Origin of the sequence: Nonomuraea sp. KM90, assembly GCF_052246675.1 — a bacterium.
In the GTDB taxonomy this organism is placed as follows: domain Bacteria; phylum Actinomycetota; class Actinomycetes; order Streptosporangiales; family Streptosporangiaceae; genus Nonomuraea.
This window is the reverse complement of record NZ_JBQQCB010000028.1, coordinates 46,238-68,616: the sequence shown is the minus strand read 5'-3', so window position 1 is coordinate 68,616 and position 22,379 is coordinate 46,238. Positions and strand designations below refer to the sequence as shown.

General features: G+C 72.6%; 20 protein-coding genes. 9 read left to right on the top strand and 11 right to left on the bottom strand.

The window, feature by feature from the left end; all coding sequences use genetic code 11:
* Positions 1-241 precede the first annotated feature (241 nt).
* The 3 genes from ACTWPW_RS26775 to ACTWPW_RS26765 all read left to right on the top strand — a co-directional run bounded on the left by ACTWPW_RS26775 (position 242) and on the right by ACTWPW_RS26765 (position 4,878).
* Positions 242-1,753, top strand: a complete 1,512-nt coding sequence (locus ACTWPW_RS26775) for a golvesin C-terminal-like domain-containing protein (RefSeq protein ID WP_375110780.1) — start codon at positions 242-244, stop codon at positions 1,751-1,753.
* Between the two features lie 188 nt (positions 1,754-1,941).
* On the top strand, positions 1,942-4,125 hold the full coding sequence (locus ACTWPW_RS26770; protein WP_443170242.1) for a hypothetical protein: 2,184 nt from the start codon (positions 1,942-1,944) through the stop codon (positions 4,123-4,125).
* Positions 4,126-4,167: 42 nt separating this feature from the next.
* Positions 4,168-4,878: a hypothetical protein gene (locus ACTWPW_RS26765; RefSeq protein ID WP_443170241.1), complete on the top strand. Its 711-nt coding sequence runs from the start codon at positions 4,168-4,170 to the stop codon at positions 4,876-4,878.
* 6 nt (positions 4,879-4,884) lie between these two features.
* On the opposite strand, the gene ACTWPW_RS26760 is transcribed toward ACTWPW_RS26765, so the two are convergent.
* Genes ACTWPW_RS26760 through ACTWPW_RS26720 form a run of 9 tightly spaced genes read right to left on the bottom strand, consistent with a single transcriptional unit; the run spans position 4,885 to position 12,380 of the window.
* Complete coding sequence (locus ACTWPW_RS26760; protein WP_443170240.1) at positions 4,885-5,646, bottom strand: SDR family NAD(P)-dependent oxidoreductase; 762 nt, start codon at positions 5,644-5,646, stop codon at positions 4,885-4,887.
* A 19-nt stretch (positions 5,647-5,665) separates the two neighbouring features.
* Complete coding sequence (locus ACTWPW_RS26755; RefSeq protein ID WP_443170239.1) at positions 5,666-6,244, bottom strand: TetR/AcrR family transcriptional regulator; 579 nt, start codon at positions 6,242-6,244, stop codon at positions 5,666-5,668.
* A gap of 43 nt (positions 6,245-6,287) precedes the next feature.
* Positions 6,288-7,103 carry a carbohydrate ABC transporter permease gene (locus ACTWPW_RS26750; RefSeq protein WP_375110774.1) on the bottom strand — a complete coding sequence of 272 codons (816 nt, stop codon included), beginning with the start codon at positions 7,101-7,103 and terminating at the stop codon, positions 6,288-6,290.
* Positions 7,103-7,963: a carbohydrate ABC transporter permease gene (locus ACTWPW_RS26745; RefSeq protein ID WP_443170238.1), complete on the bottom strand. Its 861-nt coding sequence runs from the start codon at positions 7,961-7,963 to the stop codon at positions 7,103-7,105. The genes ACTWPW_RS26750 and ACTWPW_RS26745 overlap by 1 nt, the downstream gene beginning before the upstream one ends.
* Entirely contained in the window at positions 7,960-9,177 is a 1,218-nt protein-coding gene (locus tag ACTWPW_RS26740) for an ABC transporter substrate-binding protein (RefSeq protein ID WP_375110772.1), read from the bottom strand. Before ACTWPW_RS26740 ends, ACTWPW_RS26745 begins: the two co-directional genes overlap by 4 nt.
* 53 nt (positions 9,178-9,230) lie before the next feature.
* Complete coding sequence (locus ACTWPW_RS26735) at positions 9,231-10,400, bottom strand: hypothetical protein (protein ID WP_443170237.1); 1,170 nt, start codon at positions 10,398-10,400, stop codon at positions 9,231-9,233.
* Positions 10,397-10,930, bottom strand: a complete 534-nt coding sequence (locus tag ACTWPW_RS26730; protein ID WP_375110770.1) for a SigE family RNA polymerase sigma factor — start codon at positions 10,928-10,930, stop codon at positions 10,397-10,399. The genes ACTWPW_RS26735 and ACTWPW_RS26730 overlap by 4 nt, the downstream gene beginning before the upstream one ends.
* A gap of 41 nt (positions 10,931-10,971) precedes the next feature.
* Positions 10,972-11,265, bottom strand: coding sequence for a hypothetical protein (locus ACTWPW_RS26725; protein ID WP_375110769.1), 294 nt, complete (start codon positions 11,263-11,265; stop codon positions 10,972-10,974).
* Positions 11,266-11,267: 2 nt separating this feature from the next.
* Positions 11,268-12,380: a glycosyltransferase family 9 protein gene (locus ACTWPW_RS26720; protein ID WP_375110768.1), complete on the bottom strand. Its 1,113-nt coding sequence runs from the start codon at positions 12,378-12,380 to the stop codon at positions 11,268-11,270.
* An 84-nt stretch (positions 12,381-12,464) separates the two neighbouring features.
* Here ACTWPW_RS26720 and rfaE2 point away from each other — a divergent pair, with 84 nt between their 5' ends.
* Entirely contained in the window at positions 12,465-13,886 is a 1,422-nt protein-coding gene (gene rfaE2, locus ACTWPW_RS26715) for a D-glycero-beta-D-manno-heptose 1-phosphate adenylyltransferase (protein WP_443170236.1), read from the top strand.
* Between the two features lie 37 nt (positions 13,887-13,923).
* Complete coding sequence (locus tag ACTWPW_RS26710; RefSeq protein WP_375110766.1) at positions 13,924-14,418, top strand: hypothetical protein; 495 nt, start codon at positions 13,924-13,926, stop codon at positions 14,416-14,418.
* 6 nt (positions 14,419-14,424) lie between these two features.
* On the opposite strand, the gene ACTWPW_RS26705 is transcribed toward ACTWPW_RS26710, so the two are convergent.
* Positions 14,425-15,264, bottom strand: coding sequence for an alpha/beta fold hydrolase (locus ACTWPW_RS26705; protein WP_443170235.1), 840 nt, complete (start codon positions 15,262-15,264; stop codon positions 14,425-14,427).
* Positions 15,265-15,316: 52 nt separating this feature from the next.
* On the bottom strand, positions 15,317-16,885 hold the full coding sequence (locus ACTWPW_RS26700; RefSeq protein ID WP_443170234.1) for an IucA/IucC family protein: 1,569 nt from the start codon (positions 16,883-16,885) through the stop codon (positions 15,317-15,319).
* Positions 16,886-16,965: 80 nt separating this feature from the next.
* Here ACTWPW_RS26700 and ACTWPW_RS26695 point away from each other — a divergent pair, with 80 nt between their 5' ends.
* The 4 genes from ACTWPW_RS26695 to ACTWPW_RS26680 all read left to right on the top strand — a co-directional run bounded on the left by ACTWPW_RS26695 (position 16,966) and on the right by ACTWPW_RS26680 (position 22,377).
* Positions 16,966-18,510: an IucA/IucC family protein gene (locus ACTWPW_RS26695; protein WP_443170233.1), complete on the top strand. Its 1,545-nt coding sequence runs from the start codon at positions 16,966-16,968 to the stop codon at positions 18,508-18,510.
* Between the two features lie 113 nt (positions 18,511-18,623).
* Positions 18,624-19,436 (top strand): STAS domain-containing protein, encoded by an 813-nt coding sequence (locus ACTWPW_RS26690; protein ID WP_443170232.1) that lies wholly within the window; start codon positions 18,624-18,626, stop codon positions 19,434-19,436.
* Between the two features lie 48 nt (positions 19,437-19,484).
* Positions 19,485-20,498 carry a chemotaxis protein CheB gene (locus ACTWPW_RS26685; RefSeq protein ID WP_443170231.1) on the top strand — a complete coding sequence of 338 codons (1,014 nt, stop codon included), beginning with the start codon at positions 19,485-19,487 and terminating at the stop codon, positions 20,496-20,498.
* A gap of 28 nt (positions 20,499-20,526) precedes the next feature.
* Positions 20,527-22,377, top strand: coding sequence for a CheR family methyltransferase (locus ACTWPW_RS26680; protein WP_443170230.1), 1,851 nt, complete (start codon positions 20,527-20,529; stop codon positions 22,375-22,377).
* Positions 22,378-22,379: the final 2 nt, after the last annotated feature.

Here is a 22,379-nt window from a genome sequence, read left to right as displayed (position 1 = left end):
ATACTGACGAGTGCGGCGGTGAGCGCCGCCAGGACGATACGCAGGAGCGCGGTCACGAAGGGAAGTTTCAGTGCATTCGCACGGAAGCGCAATAGTTTTCAGAAGTTCACGGGGACCTAATCTCCGGGACCCCTGACCGCGGGGCGAAAAGTTTCACCTAACTCCGCAGTAATGTCAATTATCGACATTAGTCAGAAGCTGCCATAGGTTGCACCCGTCACCTGTGAACGAGGAGCACCCCATGACTCTCGCCCGCACGCGATTAGCAGCCCTCGCCACCTCGATCCTCGCCATCCTCCTCATCGCCGCAGGCCAGCCCGCATGGTCCCAGGCCAAGGAGCCCCCGCTGCCCGCGGCCTTCGCCAAGGCGGCCGCCGCGCACGACGTACCCCGCGACCTGCTCGTCGCGCTCGCCTACGCCGAGACCCACCTCGACGGGCACGGCGGCGAGCCCAGCGCCAGCGGCGGCTACGGCGTGATGCACCTGGTCAGCAACCCCACCAACCACTCACTGGAGAAGGCCGCCGAGCTCACCGGGCTCACCGCCGACCGGCTCAAGGCCGACGACGAGGCCAACATCCTCGGCGGCGCGGCCGTGCTGCGCGCCCACGCCGACGGGCTGGGCCTCGACGAGACCGCCAGGAAGGACCTCGGCCGCTGGTACCAGGCCGTGGCCAAGTACGGCAACGCCGCCTCACCCGAGCTGGCCCGCCTGTACGCCGACGCGGTCTACGAGCAGCTCGGCCTCGGCATCGACCTGCGCGGCGTGCAGGTCAAGCCGCAGGAGGTCACCGCCGACCGCGGCGCCCTCGCCAAGGCGCGCGACCTGAGCGCGCAGGCGGCGGTCGCCAGCCCCGACTACCCGCCGGCCGCCTGGGTCCCGGCCAGCACCAGCAACTACCGCGTCTCCAGCCGGGAGACCAGCTACAACATCGACCGGGTGGTCATCCACGTCACCCAGGGCTCGTACGCCGGGACGATCTCCTGGTTCCAGAACCCCAGCGCCCAGGTCTCCTCGCACTACGTGGTCAAGTCCTCCAGCGGGGCCATCACCCAGATGGTGCGCGACAAGGACGTCGCCTGGCACGCCGGGAACTCGACCTACAACAACCGGTCCATCGGCATCGAGCACGAGGGCTTCGTCAGCGACGCCTCGTGGTTCACCGACGCCATGTACCGGGCCTCGGCCGCCCTGACGCGCGCCCTGTGCGACAAGTACGGCATCCCCAAGACCCGGACCGGCATCATCGGCCACAACGAGGTCCCCGGCGCGACCCACACCGACCCGGGCCCGCACTGGAACTGGACCACGTACATGAACTACGTGACCGGTGGCGGCACCCCGACGTGGAGCACCACGGTCGACAACGCCACGGCCGGCCAGTTCACCGCCGGCGCCAACTGGGGCACCTCCACCTACTCCAGCCAGCGCCACGGTGCCGACTACCGCTTCGCCGACCCGGTCGCGGCCAGTGACCCGGCCTGGTTCTCGGCCACGATCCCCAGCGCGGGGACGTACCAGGTCGAGGTCTGGTATCCGGCCGATCCCGGGTACAACAGCTCGGCGCCGTACATCGTGGCGACGTCGAGCGGCAACCAGACCGTCTACGTCGACCAGCGCTCCGGCGGTGGAGCCTGGCGCAGCATCGGCACGTTCGCCCTCAACGCGGGCACGTACAACGTGGTCGGCGTGAGCCGGTGGACCTCGGGCACCGGCTACGTCATCGCCGACGCGGTGCGCATCAGCAGGTAGCCCATCCCCCACGACGGCCCGCGCCCGACCCCCCTCCCGGGCGCGGGCCGTCCGCTGCGCCGTAGGTGTACGTGCGGCGTCCCGCCACGGGTTCGATCCGATGCCGACCGGGACGCGTCCCCCTTCCACGCGGCCCGCGGACCCTACGCTCTGGCCACAAGGCGATCCCCACTGCGCTGGAGGCCTCCATGTCCGAGGCGGTGTTACGGGCGGACACCCGCCACGACGACGCCATGGCCGCCGGACAGCGGTCCGGGGTGCTCCGGCCGGCCTACGCGACCGCGGCGCGGCACCTGATCCGGCTCGTGGCCCCCGCCCTGCTGGTGTTCGTGCCGGTCGGCCTGCTGTCCCTGCTGGGGCTGGCGCTCGTCGTGGACGGGTCGGCGGCGCTGGTCAACGGCGCGTTCGAGCTGATCGGCGCGCCGGGCCGGCCGCTGGCGGTGTGGACGGCGGGCACGTTGCTCGCCTCGCTGGCAGCGCAGGCCGTCGTCGTGCCCGCCACCGTCGTGCTCGCCGCCGGGCTGCTGGCCGGCCGGCCCGTCAGCACGTCCGCGGCGCTGCGGGCCGCGGTCCGGTGCCTGCCCGCGATCCTGGGGCTCACGCTGCTGGGCGTCGTGGTGTTCGCGGCGATCGTGGCGGCCGGGGCGGCCACGCTGCTGTGGGACGGGGAACTGCTGGGGTCGTTCGCCGTGATGGTCCCGCTGACGCTGCTCGCGATCCCGTGCCTGCTGGCGGTGCCGATCGTGGCCCTGGAGGGCCGGCCCGCGGGAGGCGCGCTCAAGCGTGCGTACGTGCTGGCGTGCGCGCGCGGGCACGGGACGGGCGGTTTCTGGTCGAGCGCGGTCACGCTGGCCTTCGGCGTGCTGGTCCTCCCCGCCCTGGTCCAGCAGGGCGCGCAGTGGGCGGCGTCCGGGAACCAGCTCGCGCGGGGCCTGGCGGGCTCCGTCCTGGGGCTGGTCGTCCCCGCGTTCCAGGCGACGGTGATCGCCCGCCTGTTCCTGCACCGCCTGGCGCTCCGGGGCGGGACCGCCGAGTACGGGCAGGTCGTCGAGGGCCTGCCCGGGAGCGGGCCGGGCTCGGCCAGGCCGGCCTCGGTGCTGGGGGCGCTGCTGGTGCCCGGCCTGCTCTACGGCGGCACGATGCTGGTCAACCCGCTCGGCTGGCTGGAGACCACCGAAACGGTCGTCACCGCCACCTGGAGCCGCGACCGGGGCCCGGAGATCCAGGCGGACGGCCGGCCGCGACCGACTCTCGGCGGATGGGACCTGCAGGCCGTGCACGCGGGCGAGGGCGCGCGCATGGTCATGCTCATGGACTCATCCGCCGAGGCCAAACTGCTCACGTGCGCCGACAGCACCTGTGACCGTACCCGGTACGCCTGGGCCGAGCCGGCCGGCGTCGACGGGGACCCGCGGGCGGCCGTCGCCCGGCTGGTCGGCGGGCGGCTCGTCGTGGCGACGTGGGCGCAGGAGGGGAACAAGCTCGAGGACGACGACTGGCGCGCCCGGCTCGGGCTGCTGATGTGCGACGCGGCCGGCTGCGTCCCGGCTCCTGGCGGCAAGCCCCTCGCGGAGGCGACGCACGCCACGGACGACCGGCTCGTGGCGCTGGCGCCGGGGCGCTACGGCGGCCTGGTGGTCGCCCACGTGCGCGGGCTGCCGTGGCGGGAGGGCGAGGAGGACCAGGAGGTGCTCTCCATCACCACCTGCGAGGACCCGGCCTGCACCAGCCCGCGCACGAAGGAGGTCGCCAGGCTCCCCTCCCGCACCTCGGTCTACCAGGACCGCGGCCTCGCCGTCGCCGCCGGCCCGCTCGACCGCCCCTCCGTCGTCCGCTTCGACGGCGACACCGGCTCGATCACCGTGATCACCTGCGCGGACTCCGACTGCGCGCGGCCCCGCGTGGAGCGGCCCGTCCACGGCGGCCGGCCCTGGCGCCGCGACGACCACGACAACCAGTCGGGCGCGACCATGCTCCTCCGGGAGGACACCCGGCCGCTGATCGCCTACCGGGACTCGGCCGACGGATCGATCAGGCTGCTCGACTGCCGCAACCCGGAGTGCTCGCAGGCCGACACCGTCGTGCTGTCCGCGCCCGGCCTGGATCACGCGGCGCCGGCCATGGTGCTGGACCGGGACGGGCGGGCCCTGGTGGCCTACCAGGACCTCGACCGCGAGCGGCTCGTCGTCGCCGCCTGCACGGGCACGCGCTGCACGCACACCCCGGTGGCGAAGATGCGCCATTACGCGGGCCACGGCCTGGCCATGGCGCTGAACGGCGAGGGGCGTCCGGTGATCGCGTGGATGGACGGCAGCCCGTACGGGGGCGAATGGCACCTCGTCGTGACCACCCCGCTCAACCTCCCTTCATGACGTGCGCCGCAGTAGGGTTTCGCGGACACAGAGGAGGACGGCTTGTCGCGATCAGCCCTGGTTGCCTGGTCAGGTGCCCTTGGTGCCGCTGCCTACCCGACGTGGGCGGCGTGGAGGGACGGGCCGGGATACGGGTGGTTCTCCTACTGCCCGGCGTCGGTCCTCCAGCCGCTCGGCGTGTGGGACCGGATCATGGAGCCGCTCCTCCTGCCGCTGCGCGCGGATGCGTTCGCGGTGGTGTGGCTGTCGCTGATCGCGGCCGTCCCCGTGTTCGTGGTGCTGATGGCGTCGGCCTGGCGGCGGTCGGGGACGACGGGGCGGCGCTCGGCGGCGGTCCTCGCGTCGCTCGCCGTGCTCCTGCCGCTCAGCCTGCCGTACTACGACGCTGAGGCCTGTGCCGAGGTGCGGGTGTTCAGCGGCAGGTGGTTCGCGAAAGTGGTGAGCCATCTCGGGACGGGCACGAGCGTGGCCCTCCTGGGTGCCGCCCTGCTGGTGCTGCTCGCCACCCGGACCACGGGCCCGGCCGAGGAGAGGCCCGCCGGGGTGGCGGTGCGGCGGGTGTCGGCCTTTCTCCTCTGCTACTGGACCGTTGCCGTGTTCCTGCTGGTCAGCGGCATCATGCCGATGGACTTCGTGAGCGCCGGCCTGCTGGCCTGGCTCAGCATGGTCTTCGGTCCCTGGCCGCTGTTCGGGCTGGTGGCGGTCCTCGCTCTCCTCGTGCCGGTGCTGCGTCGGCTGCGGGTGCCGCGCTGACGCGGGTCAGGCCGTGGCGCCGCCGTCGATCACGTGGTCGGCGCCGACGACGAAGCTCGACTCCGGCGACGACAGCCACAGCGCCGCGGCGGCGATCTCCTCCGGGGTGGCCACGCGGCCGATCGGCAGCGCGCCCCTCATGCGGTCGTCCCGGTCCTGCGGCGTCTCGCCGGGCCGCATGGACATGGGCGAGTCGATCGGGCCGGGGCTGATGGCGTTGACGCGGACGCCGTCAGCGATGTGGTCGCGGGCGGCCGTGCGGGTCAGGTGGCTCACCGCGGCCTTCGAGGCGGCGTACGCGCCCGCCCCCGCCAGGCGCCAGTGCGCCCCCAGGTTGGAGGCCACGTTGACGACGGCGCCGCCCCCGTGCGCCCGCATGTGGGCGATCTCGTGCTTCATCGACAGGAACACGCCCTTGAGGTTGACCGCCAGCACGTCGTCCCAGGTGTCCTCGTCGTAGTCGGCCAGCGGCGCCACCTGGCCGAAGATCCCGGCCGCGTTGAGCGCCACGTCGAGCCCGCCGTACCGGGAGACCGCCGCCTCCACCATGGCGGCGACCTCGGCCGAGCGGGTGATGTCCACGGTGAACGCGCTCACCCGCCCGCCGTTCTCCTCGGCCAGCTTCACGACCTCGGCCAGGCGGTCCGCGTCGCGCCCCGCGACGAGCACCGCCGCGCCTTCCCGCGCGTACGCCAGCGCCGCCGCCCGCCCCACGACCCCGCTCGCGCCCGTGACGAGCGCGACCTTGCCGGTAAAACGTCCAGTCATAATTCCATACCAATCGTTCTCAAATCACGACAGCTGTCATGGCCTGTTCGACCGCGTCCCGCAACCTGCGCGGGTCCGGGTCGGCCCGGCCGAGCACCCTGAGCCCCTGCAGCAGCACGAGCAGGAACCGGGCCAGCGCGTACGGGTCCTTGCCCGCCGGCAGCTCCCCCTGGGCGCGCGCCCTGACCAGCGCCCCGGCCAGCGCCGTCTCCAGCCCCGCCCAGCTCTCCGTCACCTTGCGGGACACCTCCGCGTCGCGCGTGGCGAACTCCACGGCCGTGTTGACCACCATGCAGCCCCGCCGCAGCTCGTCGGCCAGGCATTCGGCCACGTAGGAGTCGAGGAAGGCGCGGATGGCGGGCAGCGCCGGGCCCGGCTGGGCCAGCGGCGCGACCACATCGCGCTGCTGGAGGTAACGCTCCAGCGCCTTCAGGTAGAGCTCGCGCTTGCCGCCGAAGGTCGCGTAGATGCTCGCCCGCGCGATTCCGAGGCGCTCCACGAGGTCGGCCATCGAGGTCGCCTCGTAGCCCCGCTCCCAGAACAGCTCCAGCGCCTGCTGCAGCGCCGCGTCCGGATCGAACTCCTTGGTCCTGGCCATGGTCGTGAACGCTAGCAGTATCGAGAACGATCGGTCAATAAAGTTACTTCACAGCCCCGCGCAGCACGCCCGAGATCACCCAGCGCTGGGCGAACAGGTAGACGAGCAGCGCCGGGGCCAGGGCCATCAGGTAGGAGGCGAAGGCCGTGGTGTAGTCGGTGCTGAACTGGCTCTGGAAGACGTACTGGACCAGCGGGAGGGTCCTGGCGCTCGGGCTGGACAGCACCACCAGCGGCAGCAGGAAGTCGTTCCACGCCCACAGGAACGTCAGGATGCCCACGGTGGCGTTCATGGGGGCGAGCAGCGGGAAGATCACCTTCCAGAAGACCGTCCACGTGCCCGCGCCGTCCGTGCGGGCCGCCTCCTCCAGGGCCCGCGGGATCGACTTGATGTACCCCACGTAGAGGAAGATGTTGAAGGCCAGGCCGTAGACGACGTACAGCAGGATCAGGCCTGCCTGGTTGTCCAGGCGCAGCAGCGAGGTCTGCTTGATGACCGGCAGCATGATGATCGGGAACGGCACGAACAGGGCCGAGACGAAGTAGAAGTACAGGCCCTTGAACAGGCGGCGGTGCAGGTTGCGGGCGATGGCGTAGGCCACCAGCGAGTTGGTCAGCAGCGTCAGGACCACGGCGCCGACGGTGACCAGGGCGCTGTTCAGGGCGGCCCGCGGGTAGTTCGTCAGGTGCCAGGCGTCGGCGAAGTTGCTCCAGCGGGGGTCGGCGGGCAGGCCGAAGCCCGCGCCCGCGAGTTCGGCCGGCTCCTTCAGCGCGGTGACCACGGTGAAGTACAGCGGGACGAGCACGGTCAGCGCGCAGGCCGCCATCAGGGCGGTCAGCCAGGGGTTGGTGTGTCGCATCAGGCGCTCATTTCGCGGCGTTGCAGGACGCGGAGCTGGAAGGCGGAGACGGCGACGATGACGAGGAAGTACACGATGGCGTTGGCCGTCTGATACGCGTACTCGCCGCCCTCCAGGCCACCGCTGTAGATGAGCAGGGAGACCGACGTGGTCGCGGTGCCGGGGCCGCCGTTGGTGAGGGCCACGATGTGGTCGAAGACCTGCAGGAAGTTCTTCAGCGACAGCACCATGTTGATCGTGAAGAACGGCGCGATCAGCGGGAAGACGATCGACCTGAACTGCCGCCACGAGCCCGCGCCGTCGATCGTGGCGGCCTCCCGCACGTCGTCGGAGATCGTCTGCAGCCCGGCGAGATAGATGATGATGTTGAACGCGGCGGCCTGCCAGACGGCCACGGCGACGATGCCGAGCCAGGCCAGCCCGGGGTCGGCCAGGAGGTTCGTGCTCAGCGCCTCGATGCCGAGCGCCTGGGCGACGGCCGGGATCGAGTTGGCGAACAGGTAGTTGAAGATGTAGCCGATGATGAGGATGGCCAGCACGTTCGGGATGAAGAAGATCCCGCGCAGCGCGGTGCGGAAGCGGATGCGCGCGTTGAGCCCGAGCGCGATGGCCAGGGCCAGGGCGTTGGTCATCACGGTGGCCACGACGGCGAACCGGAAGGTGAACAGGTAGGCGTCGAGGATCCGGTCGTCCCTGAGGAGGTTCACGTAGTTGCGCAGGCCGACGAATCCGTACGTGCCGTACCCCGGGGAGTCGGTGAGGCTGTAGTAGAAGCCCTGGAGGACGGGCACGGTGTGGAAGACCAGGAACAGGACCAGGGCCGGCAGAACCATCCAGTAGTAGGCGCGGGAGGTCGTCATGAGGTGCTCCGGGCGGCGACCTTGTCCCACTCGCGGTCGAGGTCGCGTAACAGGCGGGCCTGGTCACCGTCGATCAGGAACTGCTGCAGGAGCTGCTCCAGCGGGATCGCCAGCGGGATGTGGTGGTCGGCGTAGCCGGTGAGCCGTCCCTCCTCGAAATACGGCATCAGCCCGGCCAGCGCGGGGTCGCCGGAGGCGGCGTCCTCGATCGGCGGCACGGCGCGCTGCTCCCGCGCGTAGGCGGTCATCACCTCCGGCCGCAGGAGGTGCTCGATGAAGGCCAGCGACTCCCGAGGGTGCTCCGGCTCGCGGGGCATGGTGAGCGCCACGTCCACGCCCGAGACCAGCCGGGTGGCCGCGGGGTCGCCGGTCGCGGGCAGGGCGAACGTGCCGATCTCGAAGCGGGGGCCGGAGGTGGCGATGGCCGGGAGGGCGAAGCTGCCCTGCAGGTACATGGCCGCCTTGCCCTGGGCGAAGGCGAGGTTGCCGTCCTCGTACGTCCGGGAGTGCCGGTCCGGCTGGGTGAACCCGAACAGCTCCCGTAACTTGGCCGCCACCGCCGGATACGCGGCGGCGAACGAGGTCCGCCCGGCCGCGCGCCGCGCGAAGAAGTCGGGCGGCGCCGCGTTCGCGGCCAGCGCGTTGAAGGCGGGCAGCACCGTCCACGCGTCCGCCAGCGTCCCGTAGAACGGCGTGACCCCGGCGGCCTGGAACGTCCTGGCCGCGGCGACCACCTCCGGCCAGGTGGTCGGCGGCCGCACGCCGTGCCGCTCGAACAGGTCCTTGTTGTAGATGACGCCGTTGCCGTTGGAGGCGAACGGCATCCCGTTGCGCTCCCCCGCCCGGTGCACGCCCAGGTCGTCGAGGATGCGCTGGATGGGCGGGGAGACGCGGGACGGGGTGCCGGAGAAGTCGTAGAACACCCCGGCCGAGGCCAGCTCGCCGAAGACGCCGTTGCCGTTCAGCGCCATCACGTCGGGGACGTCGTCCTTGACCAGCCTGGCCCTGATGGCGCTCTCGGCCGTGGGCGTGTGGTTCTGCACGACGTGGATGCCGGGGTTCGCGGCCTCGAAGTCCCTGATGATCCGGTCGAAGGTCTCGATCGCTTCCGGCTTGAACTGGAAGAACTCCAGCGTGACCCGCGTGTCCGCGGGCTGCGCGGCACAGGCGGTGATGAGCAGCACCCCGGCCACGAAGAGGGCGGTCCGCTTCATGACCGGGTCGCTGCCCCGTCAACGCCCGGTCATGTCTCCCGGCCGCCATCCGGCTATCTGGGTGTGAGGACCCACCGCCAGGCGCCGTCCTTGTCGCTCTTACGGTTGGCGGCGAGCTGGGTCATCCTGGAGCCGTCCACGCTGACGAGCACCAGCCCGTTGTCGAACTCGTCCTCGCACCTGCCGGCGCAGCCCAGCGCGAGGACGTTGTCGTTGTCCGCCCAGGCGTGCAGTTGCAGCACCCGTTGCCGGCCGGCGACCCTGCCGGTCGCGACCTCGGTGATCTCCGTCGGCAGGCCGTCCCGGCCCAGGACCAGCCGGCCGTCGGGCGAGGTGGCCGAGATCCGCGAGTAACCGACGTACCGCTGGTCCTGGGGGGCCTCCCGCCGTCGGCCGTCGAGGGTGAGGAAGATCCGGTCCGGGTCGGTGTCCGTGGGCGTCCAGATCATCGTGCCGTCCAGGCTCCAGCCCAGGTCCTGGCGACCGTTCAGGTTGTAGGGCGGCAACACGTGATAGTCGGCCGTCCCCGCCCGCACGTCGACGATGTAGTAGCCGATGCGCGGGCTCCCGCCCCGCGGTGGCGCCGCCTGGTCGCCCTTGCCTTCGAGGAGGTCGGGGTAGCGGGAGTAGGCGGTGGCCAGGATCCTGGTGCCGTCGGGGGACCACGCCACGGACCCCACGGGGTGCTCCAGGTCGATCCAGGTGAGCATCCGGCGGGTGTTCAGGTCGAGCACGCCCAGCCGCCTGCTGATCAGGTCGCCTTCGAGCACGGCCGCCACCTGGAGCCCTGGGGCGACGTCCACCCAGGCGTACGGGGTCTCCTCGTAGCCGCCGGTGCGCGGGTCGTACAGGGACCAGGTCCGCCGTACGCGCTGCTCGGTCTCCGAGATCTCCTCTCGCCGGGTCACGTAGTACGCCGACACGGCCATGCCCCCCGCGGCGATCAGCTTGGCCGGCGGGCTGTTCCCGGTGTCGGTCCGCACGTCCGTCGGGGCGGGCGACGGCCGGGCCGGCAGCGTGATGCCGGTGGCCGGGACGACGACGCGCTCCGGCTCCCGCCGGCCGCCGACGAACACGGCGACGGCCACGATCATCACCGCCACCAGCACCGCCGCTCCCACGGGCTTCCAGGCACGCCTCCGTAGCGCCCGGTCGGCCAGGTCGTGCGGCACCCTGGCCTCGCCGGCCCATTCCTCCAGCGTGTCGCGCAGCAGTCGGGTCACCTGGCCACCTCCAGTGCCTGTGCCAGCTCGGGGGCGATCTCGCGCAGCCTGGCCAGGGACCGGTGCGCGGTGCTCCTGACCGTGCCGACGGAGCAGCCCAGCATCCGGGCGACCTCCTGCTCGGGCAGATCCTCGAAATACCGCAGCACCAGCACCGCGCGCTGGCGGGCGGTGAGCCTGGCCAGGGCGGCGCGCAGCACCATGCGCAGCTCGCTCTGGTGGTGCGCGTCGCGCTCCTCGCGCTCGGGCGGGCTCGCCTGCACCACCTCACCGCGCCGCACGCTCGCCCGCCACCAGCTGACCTGCTGCCGGTACATGATCTGCCGGGCGTACGCCTCCGGCGCCTGCACCCGCCGCCACTTGCTCACCAGCCTCGCCAGCGCGGTCTGCACCAGGTCTTCGGCCGCGTGCTGGTCACCACCGGTGAGCAGGAACCCGAGCCGCATGAGGGCAGGCGAACGCGCCGCGACGAACTCGCGGAACCGTTGCTCGTCCGCGGCGTCCACGGTCACCTCCAGGGGGATCGACATCACCCTCTCAGACGCCCCCCGCGGCTCCCGCTATGCGCCGCCTACCGCATCAGATCAGGATCGCCTTCGTCCGGCCCGGCCTGCCTGGGCACCTCCAGCAGCCCGAGGGTGTCCTGCTCGCCCCTCCGGGTGATCACCTCGTTGATCGCCTCGGTCAGCTCCTGCCTGTCGTAGGCGCCCTCGGGCAGCTCGTTGAGGTGCGTCAGCAGGTCGGCCGGCAGGCCCACGTGCCGCGAGACCTGCGAGTAGACCTCCCTCATCGCGACCCGCTCGCGCCCCTGGAACGCCTCGTCGATGGCCTGCTGCAACTCGTCGAGCACCGCATGATCCGTCATCGTCATCCTCCCCTAGGTCCGGTGAGCAGGTCTTCGGCCTGCTCCATCACCATGTCCACCGAGACGTCGCGTACCCATGACACGTCGTGCGGGCAGCGCTCGGCGCCCGGGGCCACGCCGCCGGCGCCGCAGCGCGGGCAGGCCGTGGTCCAGGAGATCAGCGGCCGGTGCGCGGTCCTGCTGAGCGGGCCGGCGTTGATCAGGTTGCCGCACCAGTAGACGGCGACGGTGGGGGTTCCGACGGCCGCGGCCAGGTGGCGCGGGCCGGTGTCGTTGGCGATCAGCAGGTCGCAGCGCTCGTACAGGGCGGCGAGGGCGCCGATGCCGAGCGTGCCGACGACGGGGATCGCCGGCCGGCGCATCGCCGCGATCACGCCTGTCACCAGGTGCTCCTCCTCGCGCGTACCGGTCACGGCCACGGGACGGCCCGTGCGGTCGGCCACCTCGGCGAAGCGCTCCACCGGCCAGCGCCGCCGGGGATCGGTCGCGCCCGGGTGCACGGCCACCAGCCCGCGCGGCGGCTCCCCGAGCGCGCGGGCCAGCTCGGCGCGGTCCTCGGCGGTGACCGCCACCCGCGCCTCCAGCCCGCCGCCCACCGCGCCGACCAGCGCGGCGACCTGGAGGAAGCGGAGGGTCTCGTGGTGATAGTCGGTGTACGGCACCCAGCGGTCCAGGCTCTCCGCCCCCGGGGCGCGCATCCCGGCGGTCACCCTGGCGCCCAGCCGGCGCATGAACGGGTTGGAGAACCGCCCGCCCCCGTGGATCTGCACGGCCAGGTCGAACCCGCGCCCCCGCAGCTCCTCGCACAGCCCGTCGGGCGCCGCATGCCCGGCCTCCGGCGTGGAGACGCCGGTGATCGGCGGCAGCGCCACCACGTCGTCCACCGGCCCCGGCCGTCCCGTGAGGAACTCGGCGTGCCAGGCGGTGCCCAGCAGCGTCAGGTGCGCGCCGGGGTAGGCCCGCTTGAGCGCCTCCAGCGCCGGCACGGCCATGAGGTAGTCGCCGAGCGCGTTGGCCCGCAGCACCGCGATCCGGCGTACGCCGCCGACCAGCGCCTCCAGGGCGGGACCGTCCCTGGCCGGCACGAGCACATCGAGATCTGAAGGGCCGCGCATAGCGGCCTGGCTACCCAGGGATCTCCTGTCCGTAACTTCCGCCATACCGGGTTTGAGCAGGTCTTTCGCAGGTACTCGCCTTCCATGGGCACAGACAGGGTGATCCGCGCCGTGGTCGTCGGCGACGTCATGCTCGACTCGTGGCTGCACGGCTCGGCCAAGCGTCTGGCCCAGGAGGCGCCGGTGCCCGTGATGAGCCTGGAGGCGACCGAGGACGCCCCGGGCGGCGCCGCCAACACCGCGGCCAACCTGGTGGCGCTCGGCGCGCGGGTGCACCTCGTCGGCATCGTGGGGGACGACGACTGCGGGGACAAGCTGGTGCAGTCGCTGCGCCTGCTCGGCGTCGGCACCGACCTGGTGACCGTGCCCGGGCGGCGGACGGCGCACAAGCGGCGGCTGGTCACCAGCGGCCAGCTCACCGCGCGCTACGACGAGGAGGACCTCGACGCCATCCCGGAGGAGGCCGAGCGGGAGCTGCTCGGCCGGCTGGCCGCGGCCGTGGCGGACGCCGACGTGGTGGTGGCGTGCGACTACGGCGGCGGGGTGTTCACCACCGCCGTGCGGCGGGCGCTGGCCGGGCTGCCGCTGCTGGTGGTGGACGCGCACGCGGTGGCGCCCTGGCGGGAGTGCGGGCCGGCCGCGGTCCTGCCGAACTACGACGAGGTGGTGCGCCTGCTGGGCGACGGGACGGGCGGCTGGACCGGTGACCGGCCGGCGTACCTGATGGCCCGCTCGGACCGGCTGCTGGAGCTGACGGGCGCCGGGATCGTGGTGACCACGCTGGACGGGGAGGGCACGCTGCTGCACAGGAGCGGCCACCCGCCTTACCGGACCTACGCCTCGCCCGCGCCCCAGCACATGGCGACGGGCGCGGGCGACACCTACGCCGCCGCGTTCGCGCTCTGGCTGGCCGGCGGCGCGTCGCCGGAGGAGGCGGCGGAGGCGGGCCAGGCGGCGGCCGGCGTCGTCGTACGCCGCCAGGGCACCGCCATCTGCACCCGCTACGACCTGCTGCGCGCCCTGCGCCGCCAGGAGGGCACGGTGCAGACGGCCGAGCGCCTGGCCCAGCTCCTGGACGAGCACCGGCGCAGGGGGGAGCGGGTGGTGTTCACCAACGGCTGCTTCGACGTGCTGCACCGGGGCCACGTGACCTACCTGGAGCAGGCCGGCCAGCTCGGCGACGTGCTGGTGGTGGCGGTCAACAGCGACGCCAGCGTGGCCCGGCTGAAGGGACCGGGCCGGCCGGTCAACCCGTGCGAGGACCGGATGTCCGTGCTGGCCGCGCTGAACGACGTGGACTACGTGACCGAGTTCGACGAGGACACCCCGGAGCGGCTGCTCAGGATGATCCGGCCGGAGCTCTACGTGAAGGGCGGCGACTACACCGCCGAGATGCTCGCCGAGGCCCCGCTGGTCCGGTCGCTGGGCGGCGAGGTACGGGTGCTCGGCTACCTGCCGGACCGCTCGACCACCGCCATCATCGGCCGCATGCGCTCGCTCCCGTGATGGTTTAACCGGGGTGCCGTTCGGTAGGCGCCACACCATGACACAGACCCTGCGGACCCCTCCTGACCTGGACGAAGGCGTACGGGAGCGGCGGGAGCGCAAGCCGGTCGCGCGTGCCGCCGCCCGTGGCGCGATCGCGTCCATGGCGATGTCGGGCCTGCGGCAGCTCACCACCGCGTTGGGGCTGGTCCCCACGACGCCGCCGGAGTCCGTCATCGAGCGGACCGCGCCCACGGCCTTCCACCGCATCCCGGTCGACCGCCGGCCGGCCGTGGTGGAGATGGTGCACTGGTTGTACGGCGCGGGCGGCGGCGCGTTCTTCGCCCTGCTGCCACGGGTGGCGCGCAGGCAGCCGTGGGCGGGCCCGGCCTACGGGGTGCTGGTCTGGGCCGCCTTCGAGATGGCCATCGCGCCCGCGCTCGGCCTGCACCGCCGGCACGGCGCCGCCGAGCGGCTCGCGCTGCTGGCCGACCACGTCCTGTACGGCACGGTGGTGGCCGCCTCGCCCTGGCCGCACGAGGACGACCGCTGAGGGCGCCTACTCCCGCAGCGCCCTGGTCAGCCACGGGCGCAGGATCGGCAGCACGGTGGCCGCCTGCATGGCTCCCATGTGGTCGAGCCCGTCCAGCACCTCGACGTCCCAGCCGAGCGCTTCGAGCTCCGCCCGGTGCCGCACCAGCGGTCCCCCGATGTCGACGACCACACCGCCCCACCGCTCGTCGTAGCTGATCGCGTCGGCGGACCCGGCGAAGCACAGCCGGGGGCAGGAGAGCCGGACCGCCCGGTCGTCGAAGCCCCGGAGGGCCTCGTACAGCGTGACGAACTGCTTGGCCTGCTCCTCGGTCGTGCTGACCGCGGCCGAGGACCAGTCGTAGGCGTCGTCGGAGCTCTTCAGGACGGGCGCGGGCGTGGGGTTGACGGCCTCGGCGTACGCGGCCTCGGTGACCCGCAACATCTCCGCGTACGGCCCGCCGTACGGCGGATACCCGCCCATGACCAGCGCGGCGAGCCGGTCGGTCCGGATCGCGAGCTGCAGCCCGCTCAGCCCCAGCCACGAGTACCCGTAGTACGCGAACCGCTCGGCCCCCACCGCGTCGGCCACGGCCAGCAGGTCGGCGGCCACGTTCTCGGGCGTGAGCGTGTCCGGCTTGGGGGTGCTCAGGCAGTGACCCGTGTAGTCGAAGGCCACGACCTGGAAGGCGTCGCTGAGCCCGTCGATCAGGGAGCGCCCGAGCGCCGGATCGGCACCCCACTTGCGCAGCTCGTCGGCCTGCTCGCCTTCCACAGGCTGTGGATCGACCGGCAGCAGCACGGCCGGGCCGGACCCGTGCACCTCCACCTCGATGGTGCTCCCGTCGTGCATCCTCGCTCGGCCCATCGTGCGCCCCCTAACTCAGTACGCCGTAAAGAATCGTCACCGCAAGGATAGCTTATGGCGTAAAGAGTCTCAACGGATTGGGGACGGGCACCCACCGCATGGCCGCGCCGTCGGCGTCCAGCCAGCGCAGCAGGAGGTTGGCCTTGGCGGGGATGTGGGCGGCGGCGAGCAGGTCCCGCAGTTCGGGCGGATCGCCGTACTCCTTGGCGGCGGCGGCGAACACGGCTCTGGCCCGCGCCCACAGCTCGTCGCCCAGCCGGGGACGGCGGGCCGTCACCGCACCGGCGATCTCGCACAGGTTGTTGGTCAGCAGGCAGTAGACCAGCCGCTCCCACGCCCGCACGCCGCCCAGCACGGGCGAGCCGAGCCGCGGGTGCCGCTCGGCGACGAGCTTGACGCCCTCGTGGTCGCGGAACAGCGCCTGCGCGGGCAGTCCCCGCTCGTCCACCGCGACCAGCACGTTCTGCAGGTGGCATTCGAGCACGACCCCATGGCGCAGGTACGCGTGCAGGACCGGCGGCACCACGTGCTCCAGGTACCGCTCCCACCACACGAGCGCCCCGTCCTCGTCCAGCCCGTCGAGCGGGTCGCCGGGGAAGCCCTCGCTGATCCCGGCCGCCTGCAGCGCGGTCAGCCCGGGCCGCACGTGCTCGCGCAGCCCGTCGCGGACGATCACCGCCAGCGCCTCGCCCCCGTCCCCGCCCAGCTCCGCGCTGCGGTAGCCGCGGTCGCGCAGCACGGCCGGGCGCGGGAGGTGCTCGGGAAAGTCGTCGAAGGCCGCGTCCACCAGGGCCACCACCGTCTGGAGGTGGCGCAGGTCGTGCAGCCACAGGCGGCGCACGTCGTTCGTGATCCGCACGTCCAGGCTGAACTTGCAGAACAGGTCCGCCTCCGGCAGGTACACCGTGCGGATGGACGCGGTGGGCACCGCCGTGGCCGCCGTGACCCCCAGGTGCCGCAGCCGGCCGTCCCGCAGGCCGCCGAGCAGCTCCACCTGCCAGGGGTGGGCGGGCAGCAGGACCAGGCCGTCGCCGGCCGGGCCGCCGAGCCGGTCCAGCGCGCCCGCGTCCCCCTCCTCCACCAGGTCCTCGGCGGGCACGCCGAGGAGCGTCAGGGGGAAGCTCGTGCGCGCCTCGGGCGAGTAGCGCAGCCACGCCTCGGGGCCCGACCCGCCGCGCGCCTTGGGCGCGGGATGGTAGCGGTGGCCCGCCACGAGGGCCTGCTCGGAGCGCAGGTACGGGTCCGCGGGCAGCACGGCGGTCCGCCTGGCCGCCAGCAGCGCGGCCGTGACGTCCCGGCTCTGGAGGATCTCGGCGGGCAGCACGTCGTTGCCGACCCCGGTGCTCGCCCGCAGCTCCGCGGCCGTCAAGGCGACCAGGTCCGCCAGCGGCAGCGGGCACCAGCCGTCCGGGGTGCGCAGGGCGGGGGCGGTGGGAAAACGCGTGCCACCGACGCGCAGCACGTGGCCGGTCGCGGGCAGCAGGTACGTGCCGGGGCCGTCGGGCCGGGCCACTTCCCGGATCAGGCAGTTGAGCAGCGCCGTCACCGCGAGGACCTCGGCCTCCGCAGCTGCCTCCCACCCCGGCCCGGGGGGTGGAGGAAGGAAGTCAGTAGATGCCATGTCGACCCTACTCCTACCCTTTGTCCCGATTAGTGCCCACAGAGTAGCTACGCGGCATGTTTCTGGGAAAGGTGGGAAATATGAGGCCGTTGGAGGCGGACTTCGCCGCGGAGCTGGCCCTCGTGCGTCCCGACCTGTCCGCCGCGTACGCCGGGGCGCTCCCCGGCGCGCGCGCCGCCGTCCTGGGCCGCCTGTGGCGGGGGCTGCTGTACGAGCCGCTGCCCGGGCTGACGGCCTCCGGTCCCGCCTGCGTGCTGCTGGCCGACGGGCGCAGCCTCACGGGGCGGGCGCGGCGGCCGTACGACCTCGGGGTCGAGCCCGCGCTCTGGCTGGACGAGCGCCCCCACACGCACCCGGCCGAGTTGCTGGCCGCCCTCGGCCTGCCCGGCACGGACCGGCTGGTCGAGGACCTGGACAACAGCGTCGCCTCGCTGGCCCTCTCCCGCGCGGGCGCCTCCGCCCGGCCCGCCGCCACGCTTGAGGACTACGAGCAGAGCGTGGTGGACGGCCACCCCTATCACCCGGGCTGCCGCAACCGCCCGGGCGTCTCCGTGGCCGAGCAGCTCGCGTACATGCCGGAGCACCGCCCCACGGTCGCCCTCGACCTGCTGGCGCTGCCCGTACGGGACTGCCTGGTCACGGGTCCGTGGCCGGCCTCCCTCATGGACGGCGACCGGCTCCTGCTGCCCGTGCACCCCTGGCAGACCAGTCACGTCCTGCCCGCCCTGGGCCTGCGGCCGTACGCCACGGGGGTCATCAGGACCCGGCCGCTCATGTCCGTACGGACCCTCGCCCCGCTGGACGGCGGCCCGCATCTCAAGACGGCCTTCACCACGCGGATGACCTCGGGCGTCAGGGACATCTCCCCCGGCTCGGTACGCGACTGCGTCCCCCTGTCGCACCTGCTCACCACGCTGTCCGCGCGGTGCGGCGGCGGGCTGCGCATCGCCCGCTACCTGGCCGGGGCGGCGGGCTCGGTGCACGGCGAGCACAGCGCCGACCTGTCGGCCATGCTCCGCGAGCCCACGCACGAGGCCGGGACCGTGCTGCCCGTCGCCGCGGTCACCCGGGCGACGGCGCGCACCCCGGGCGCGTGGCTGGCCGCGTTCGCCCGCCTGGCCCTGACGAACGCGCTGGGCCTGCTGTCGCTCGGGGTGGCGCTGGAGGCGCACGGCCAGAACCTCGTGGTGGCGGTCGGCGGGGACGGCCTGCCGTACCGGCTGATCTACCGCGATCTGGCCGACGTCAGGATCAGCCCCGCCAGGCTGGCCCGCAACGGGATCGAGGTCCCGCCGGTCAGCGCCCGGCTCCTCACCGACGACCCCGCGATCCTGCACGCCAAGCTGTTCGGGTCGCTGGTCGGCACCACGTTCGGCAGCCTGATCTCCCTGTTCGGGCAGGGCGACCGGGCGGTGGAGGCCCGGCTCTGGGACGTCGTGGCCGCCGCCGCCCGGCGGGCGTTCGAGGCGCTGCCCGGTACCCCGGACGTACGCGCCGACCGCGACGCCCTGTTCGGGGCGCGGGTCGCGGTCAAGGCCCACCTGCTCTCGCGGCTGGAGGGCGCCCCGCCGGGCGACAGCTGGACGAGCCTGCCCAACCCCCTCGCCGCCCGCGTGGCCCTTTGATACCGAATCACCTGGCTCTTTCCGCCGCCGGGTAGGAGGATGGGCGGCGAGCCGGAAATCCGCCGGCGCGGCGGTCCCGATCGCGCGGTGGCGGGTGGGGAGGGGGGCTTGCGATGATGCAGCTGTCGGTGCGCCTTGTCCCGGTCGACGACGCCACCCTGGTGGTCGCCCTGACCGGAGAGCTGGACTCGACGACCAGGCCGGTGCTGGCCGCCTTCCTGGATCCGCTGCCGAGGTCGCCGGTGAAATACGTGCTCGTGGCGGCGGGAGACCTCTGGTTCTGCGACCTGAACGGCCTGGAGCAGTTCGCGTACACTCACGGCGTCCTGCAGGGCAAGGGCGGCCACCTGGCCATCGCCGAGGCCCAGCCGGCGCTGCGCCGCCTCATCGGGCTGATGGCCGCGCATGCCTGCGCGGCGATGCCGGTGTTCGCCAGCATGGCGGAGGCCCTCGCGGCCGCCGGAGTGGTGGAATACCAGACGCCGGCGTTGCTCCCTGCCGGCCACCGCCACCTGCCGCGCCTGCGCAGCGTGCCGCGCGTCCAGCCGTCCGTCCGCGACCGTCCCCGGCCCGCGCGCGAGCTGCCACCCGGCCGGTCGGAGACCGATCCACCCAGGCCGCCCGCCGGCCCCGAAAACGGCCCACCCGAAAACGGCTCACACGGGCACGGCCCACAGGGAAACGGCTCGCTACCGGCGATCATCCATCAGTCGCGCACGCTCTGCGAGCAGGCCGTCCACCAGCAGCAGACCCTGGCCGACCAGCTGGCCGCGGCGGCCAGGGCCCGCATGCGGCTGATCACCGCCCGCGAGCGCTGCAACGACAGCCTGGGAACCCTGCGCGCCAACCTCACGCACGCGCGCTGGGCCTTGGAGCCCCGCTGCGCGAGCTCGGCCGGGCCCCGATTTCCGCGTCCCGGTCCCTGATCTCCGGCCGAGGCGCATGTCCTCCCCATTCCTGGACAGGGGGAGGAGATGGCGACAGCGGTGCGCGACGTGGTCGTGGTCGCCGCGTCCGCGGGCGGTGTCGACCCGCTGCGGATCCTGCTGAGCGAGCTGCCCCCTGACCTGCCCGCCGCGGTGCTCGTGGTCCTGCACGTCGCGCCGCGGGGAGGCAGCGTACTGGCCGGCATCCTGGACCGGGCCGGACCGCTCAGGGCGGCTCCCGCCGTGGACGGCGAACCGGTGCGCCCAGGCCGCGTGTACGTCGCCCGTCCCGACTTCCACCTGCTCCTGAACGACGGCAAGGCGCGCCTTTCCCGGGGCCCGCGGCACAACGGGCACCGCCCGGCGGCCGACCCGCTGTTCATGAGCGCGGCGCTGGACGCGGGACCGCGGGCGGCGGGCATGGTGCTGAGCGGCACGCTGGACGACGGGGCCAAGGGTTGCGAGGCGATCGACAGGCAGGGGGGCGCGGTGGCCGTCCAGGATCTCACGGAATGCGCCTTTCCCGGCATGCCCAGCGCCGCCAGGACGGCGGTGCCGAGCGCCCAGGCGCTCCCCGTACGCGACCTCGCGAGGTGGATCCTGCGGCAGAGCCGTACCACTGTCGGCACGGAGGGCCAGGTGTACGACAACGAGATCGAGCAAGAGGTCGACCAGTTCCTGCGGGAGACACCGGCGCTGGCCGAGCCGGGGGGCGAGTTGATCGCCTTCAGCTGCCCCGAGTGCAATGGCCCTATATATGAGCAGAAGGTGGGCACGATGACGTCCCGATACGTCTGCCGGGTCGGCCACGCCTATACCGGCGACAGCATGATGAACGCCCAGTCGGATGCGGTCGAGCGTGCCCTGTGGGTGGCGATCCAGCGGCTGGAGGAGCGGATACGGGTGCTGGAGCGGCTGCGGCACTCCGCCGGGGAACGGGGGCGGGAGCACTCGCTGCGGTACTTCCACGAGGAGGCGGAACGCAACCTCGAAGCCCTGAATACCATTCGCATGCTGCAATCCCGCATCGGCCGCAACGGCGGCACTCCACTGCCAAGTTGACCTCACGGGATCGGCGTAGTCTGCCGTTGTGGCATCAGAGGAAGAGCGTGAGTTCGACGACCTCCTCGTCCTCCTCAAGGAGACCCGCGGGTTCGATTTCACGGGATACAAACGCAACACCCTCATCCGGCGGATCGCCCGCCGGATGGAGACGCTGAAGCTGCGCGACTACGGCGAATACCGCGATCTGCTCGAGCTGGAGCCGGAGGAGTTCACGAGGCTCTTCGACAGCTTGCTGATCAACGTCACCGGCTTCTTCAGGGACACCTCGGCATGGCAGCGCCTGCGCGAGCTCGTGGTCCCCGCCCTGCTCGACCAGAAGCCCACCGGCCGGCCCATCCGCGTGTGGAGCGCCGGCTGCGCGACCGGCGAGGAGGTCTACACGGTCGCCATGGTGCTGGCCGAGGAGATGGGCATCGACCAGTTCCGCGACCGGGTGAAGATCTACGGCACGGACCTGGACGACAAGGCGCTGCAGGTCGCCAGGACGGGCGTCTACGCCGACCGCACGCTCACCGACGTGCCGATCGACCTGCGCGAGACGTACTTCGAGCCGCTGGACAACGGCCACTCCTTCCGCCGCGACCTGCGCCGCCAGCTGATCTTCGGGCGCAACGACCTCACCCGCGACGCCCCCATCTCCCGCGTGGACCTGCTCCTGGCGCGCAACACGCTCATGTTCTTCAACACGGAGATGCAGCTCAACATCGTCCGGCGCTTCCACTTCGCGCTGTCGGACCCCGGCTTCCTGTTCCTGGGCAAGGCGGAGATGCTGCTCAACCACAGCGACAAGTTCGTGCCGGTGGACCTGCGCATGCGCCTGTTCCGGAAGGTCAGGCCGGCTCACCACGACGACCGGGCGCCGTGGCCGGTCACCGGCACCGCCGACGATCTCGCCGCACGCCCGCCCACGCTGGTGTCCGTGGCGCTGGCGGCCGGGCCCGTGGCCCAGATCGTCGTGGACGCCGCGGGCAACCTCGCGCTGGCCAACGCCAAGGCCGAGTCCCTGTTCAACCTCAACCCGCGCGACGTCGGCCGCCCCTTCCAGGACCTGGAGGTCTCCTACCGGCCCGTCGAGCTGCGCTCGGTCATCGAGCAGGCCCGCCACGACCTGGGGCCGGTCGAGCTGCGCGAGGTGATCTGGCACCGCGCCGGCCTGCCGGAAAGGGGCGTCTTCGACGTCTCCGTCGTTCCGATGCTCGCCTCGGGCACCCTCGTCGGCGTGGGCATCCACTTCTGCGACGTCACCCGCTACCGCACGCTCAGGACCGAGCTGGAGCTGGCCAACGGGCAGCTCGAACAGGCCTACGAGCAGCTGCAGTCGCTCAACGAGGAGCTGGAGACCACGAACGAGGAACTCCAGTCCACCAACGAAGAACTCGAGACGACGAACGAGGAACTCCAGTCCACCAACGAGGAGCTGGAGACGATGAACGAGGAGCTCCAGTCCGCCAACGACGAGCTGCAGCACATCAACGACGCCCTGACGGCCCGCACGATCCAGCTCGACGAGGTCAACACGTTCGTGTCCTCGGTGGTGCGCAGCCTCGGCGACGCCGTGGTGGTGCTGGACGAGGAGCTGCGGGTGGCCGTCTGGAGCTCCGGGGCGGAGGAGCTGTGGGGCGTGCGGGCGGACGAGGCCATGGGCCAGGCGCTCGGCGGCCTCGACATCGGCCTGCCCCTCGACCCGCTGGTGCCGCGCCTGCGGGCCGCGCTGACCGACGGGTCCGATCCGCTCCAAGCGGTGGACGGGCTGGTGCTCGACGCGGTCAACCGCCGGGGGCGGCCGGCGCCGCTGACCGTGCACCTGTCCCACCTGCGTACGGAGGACGGCGCCGTTCACGGTCTCATCATGGTGATGAACGTGCTCACCACCTAGGC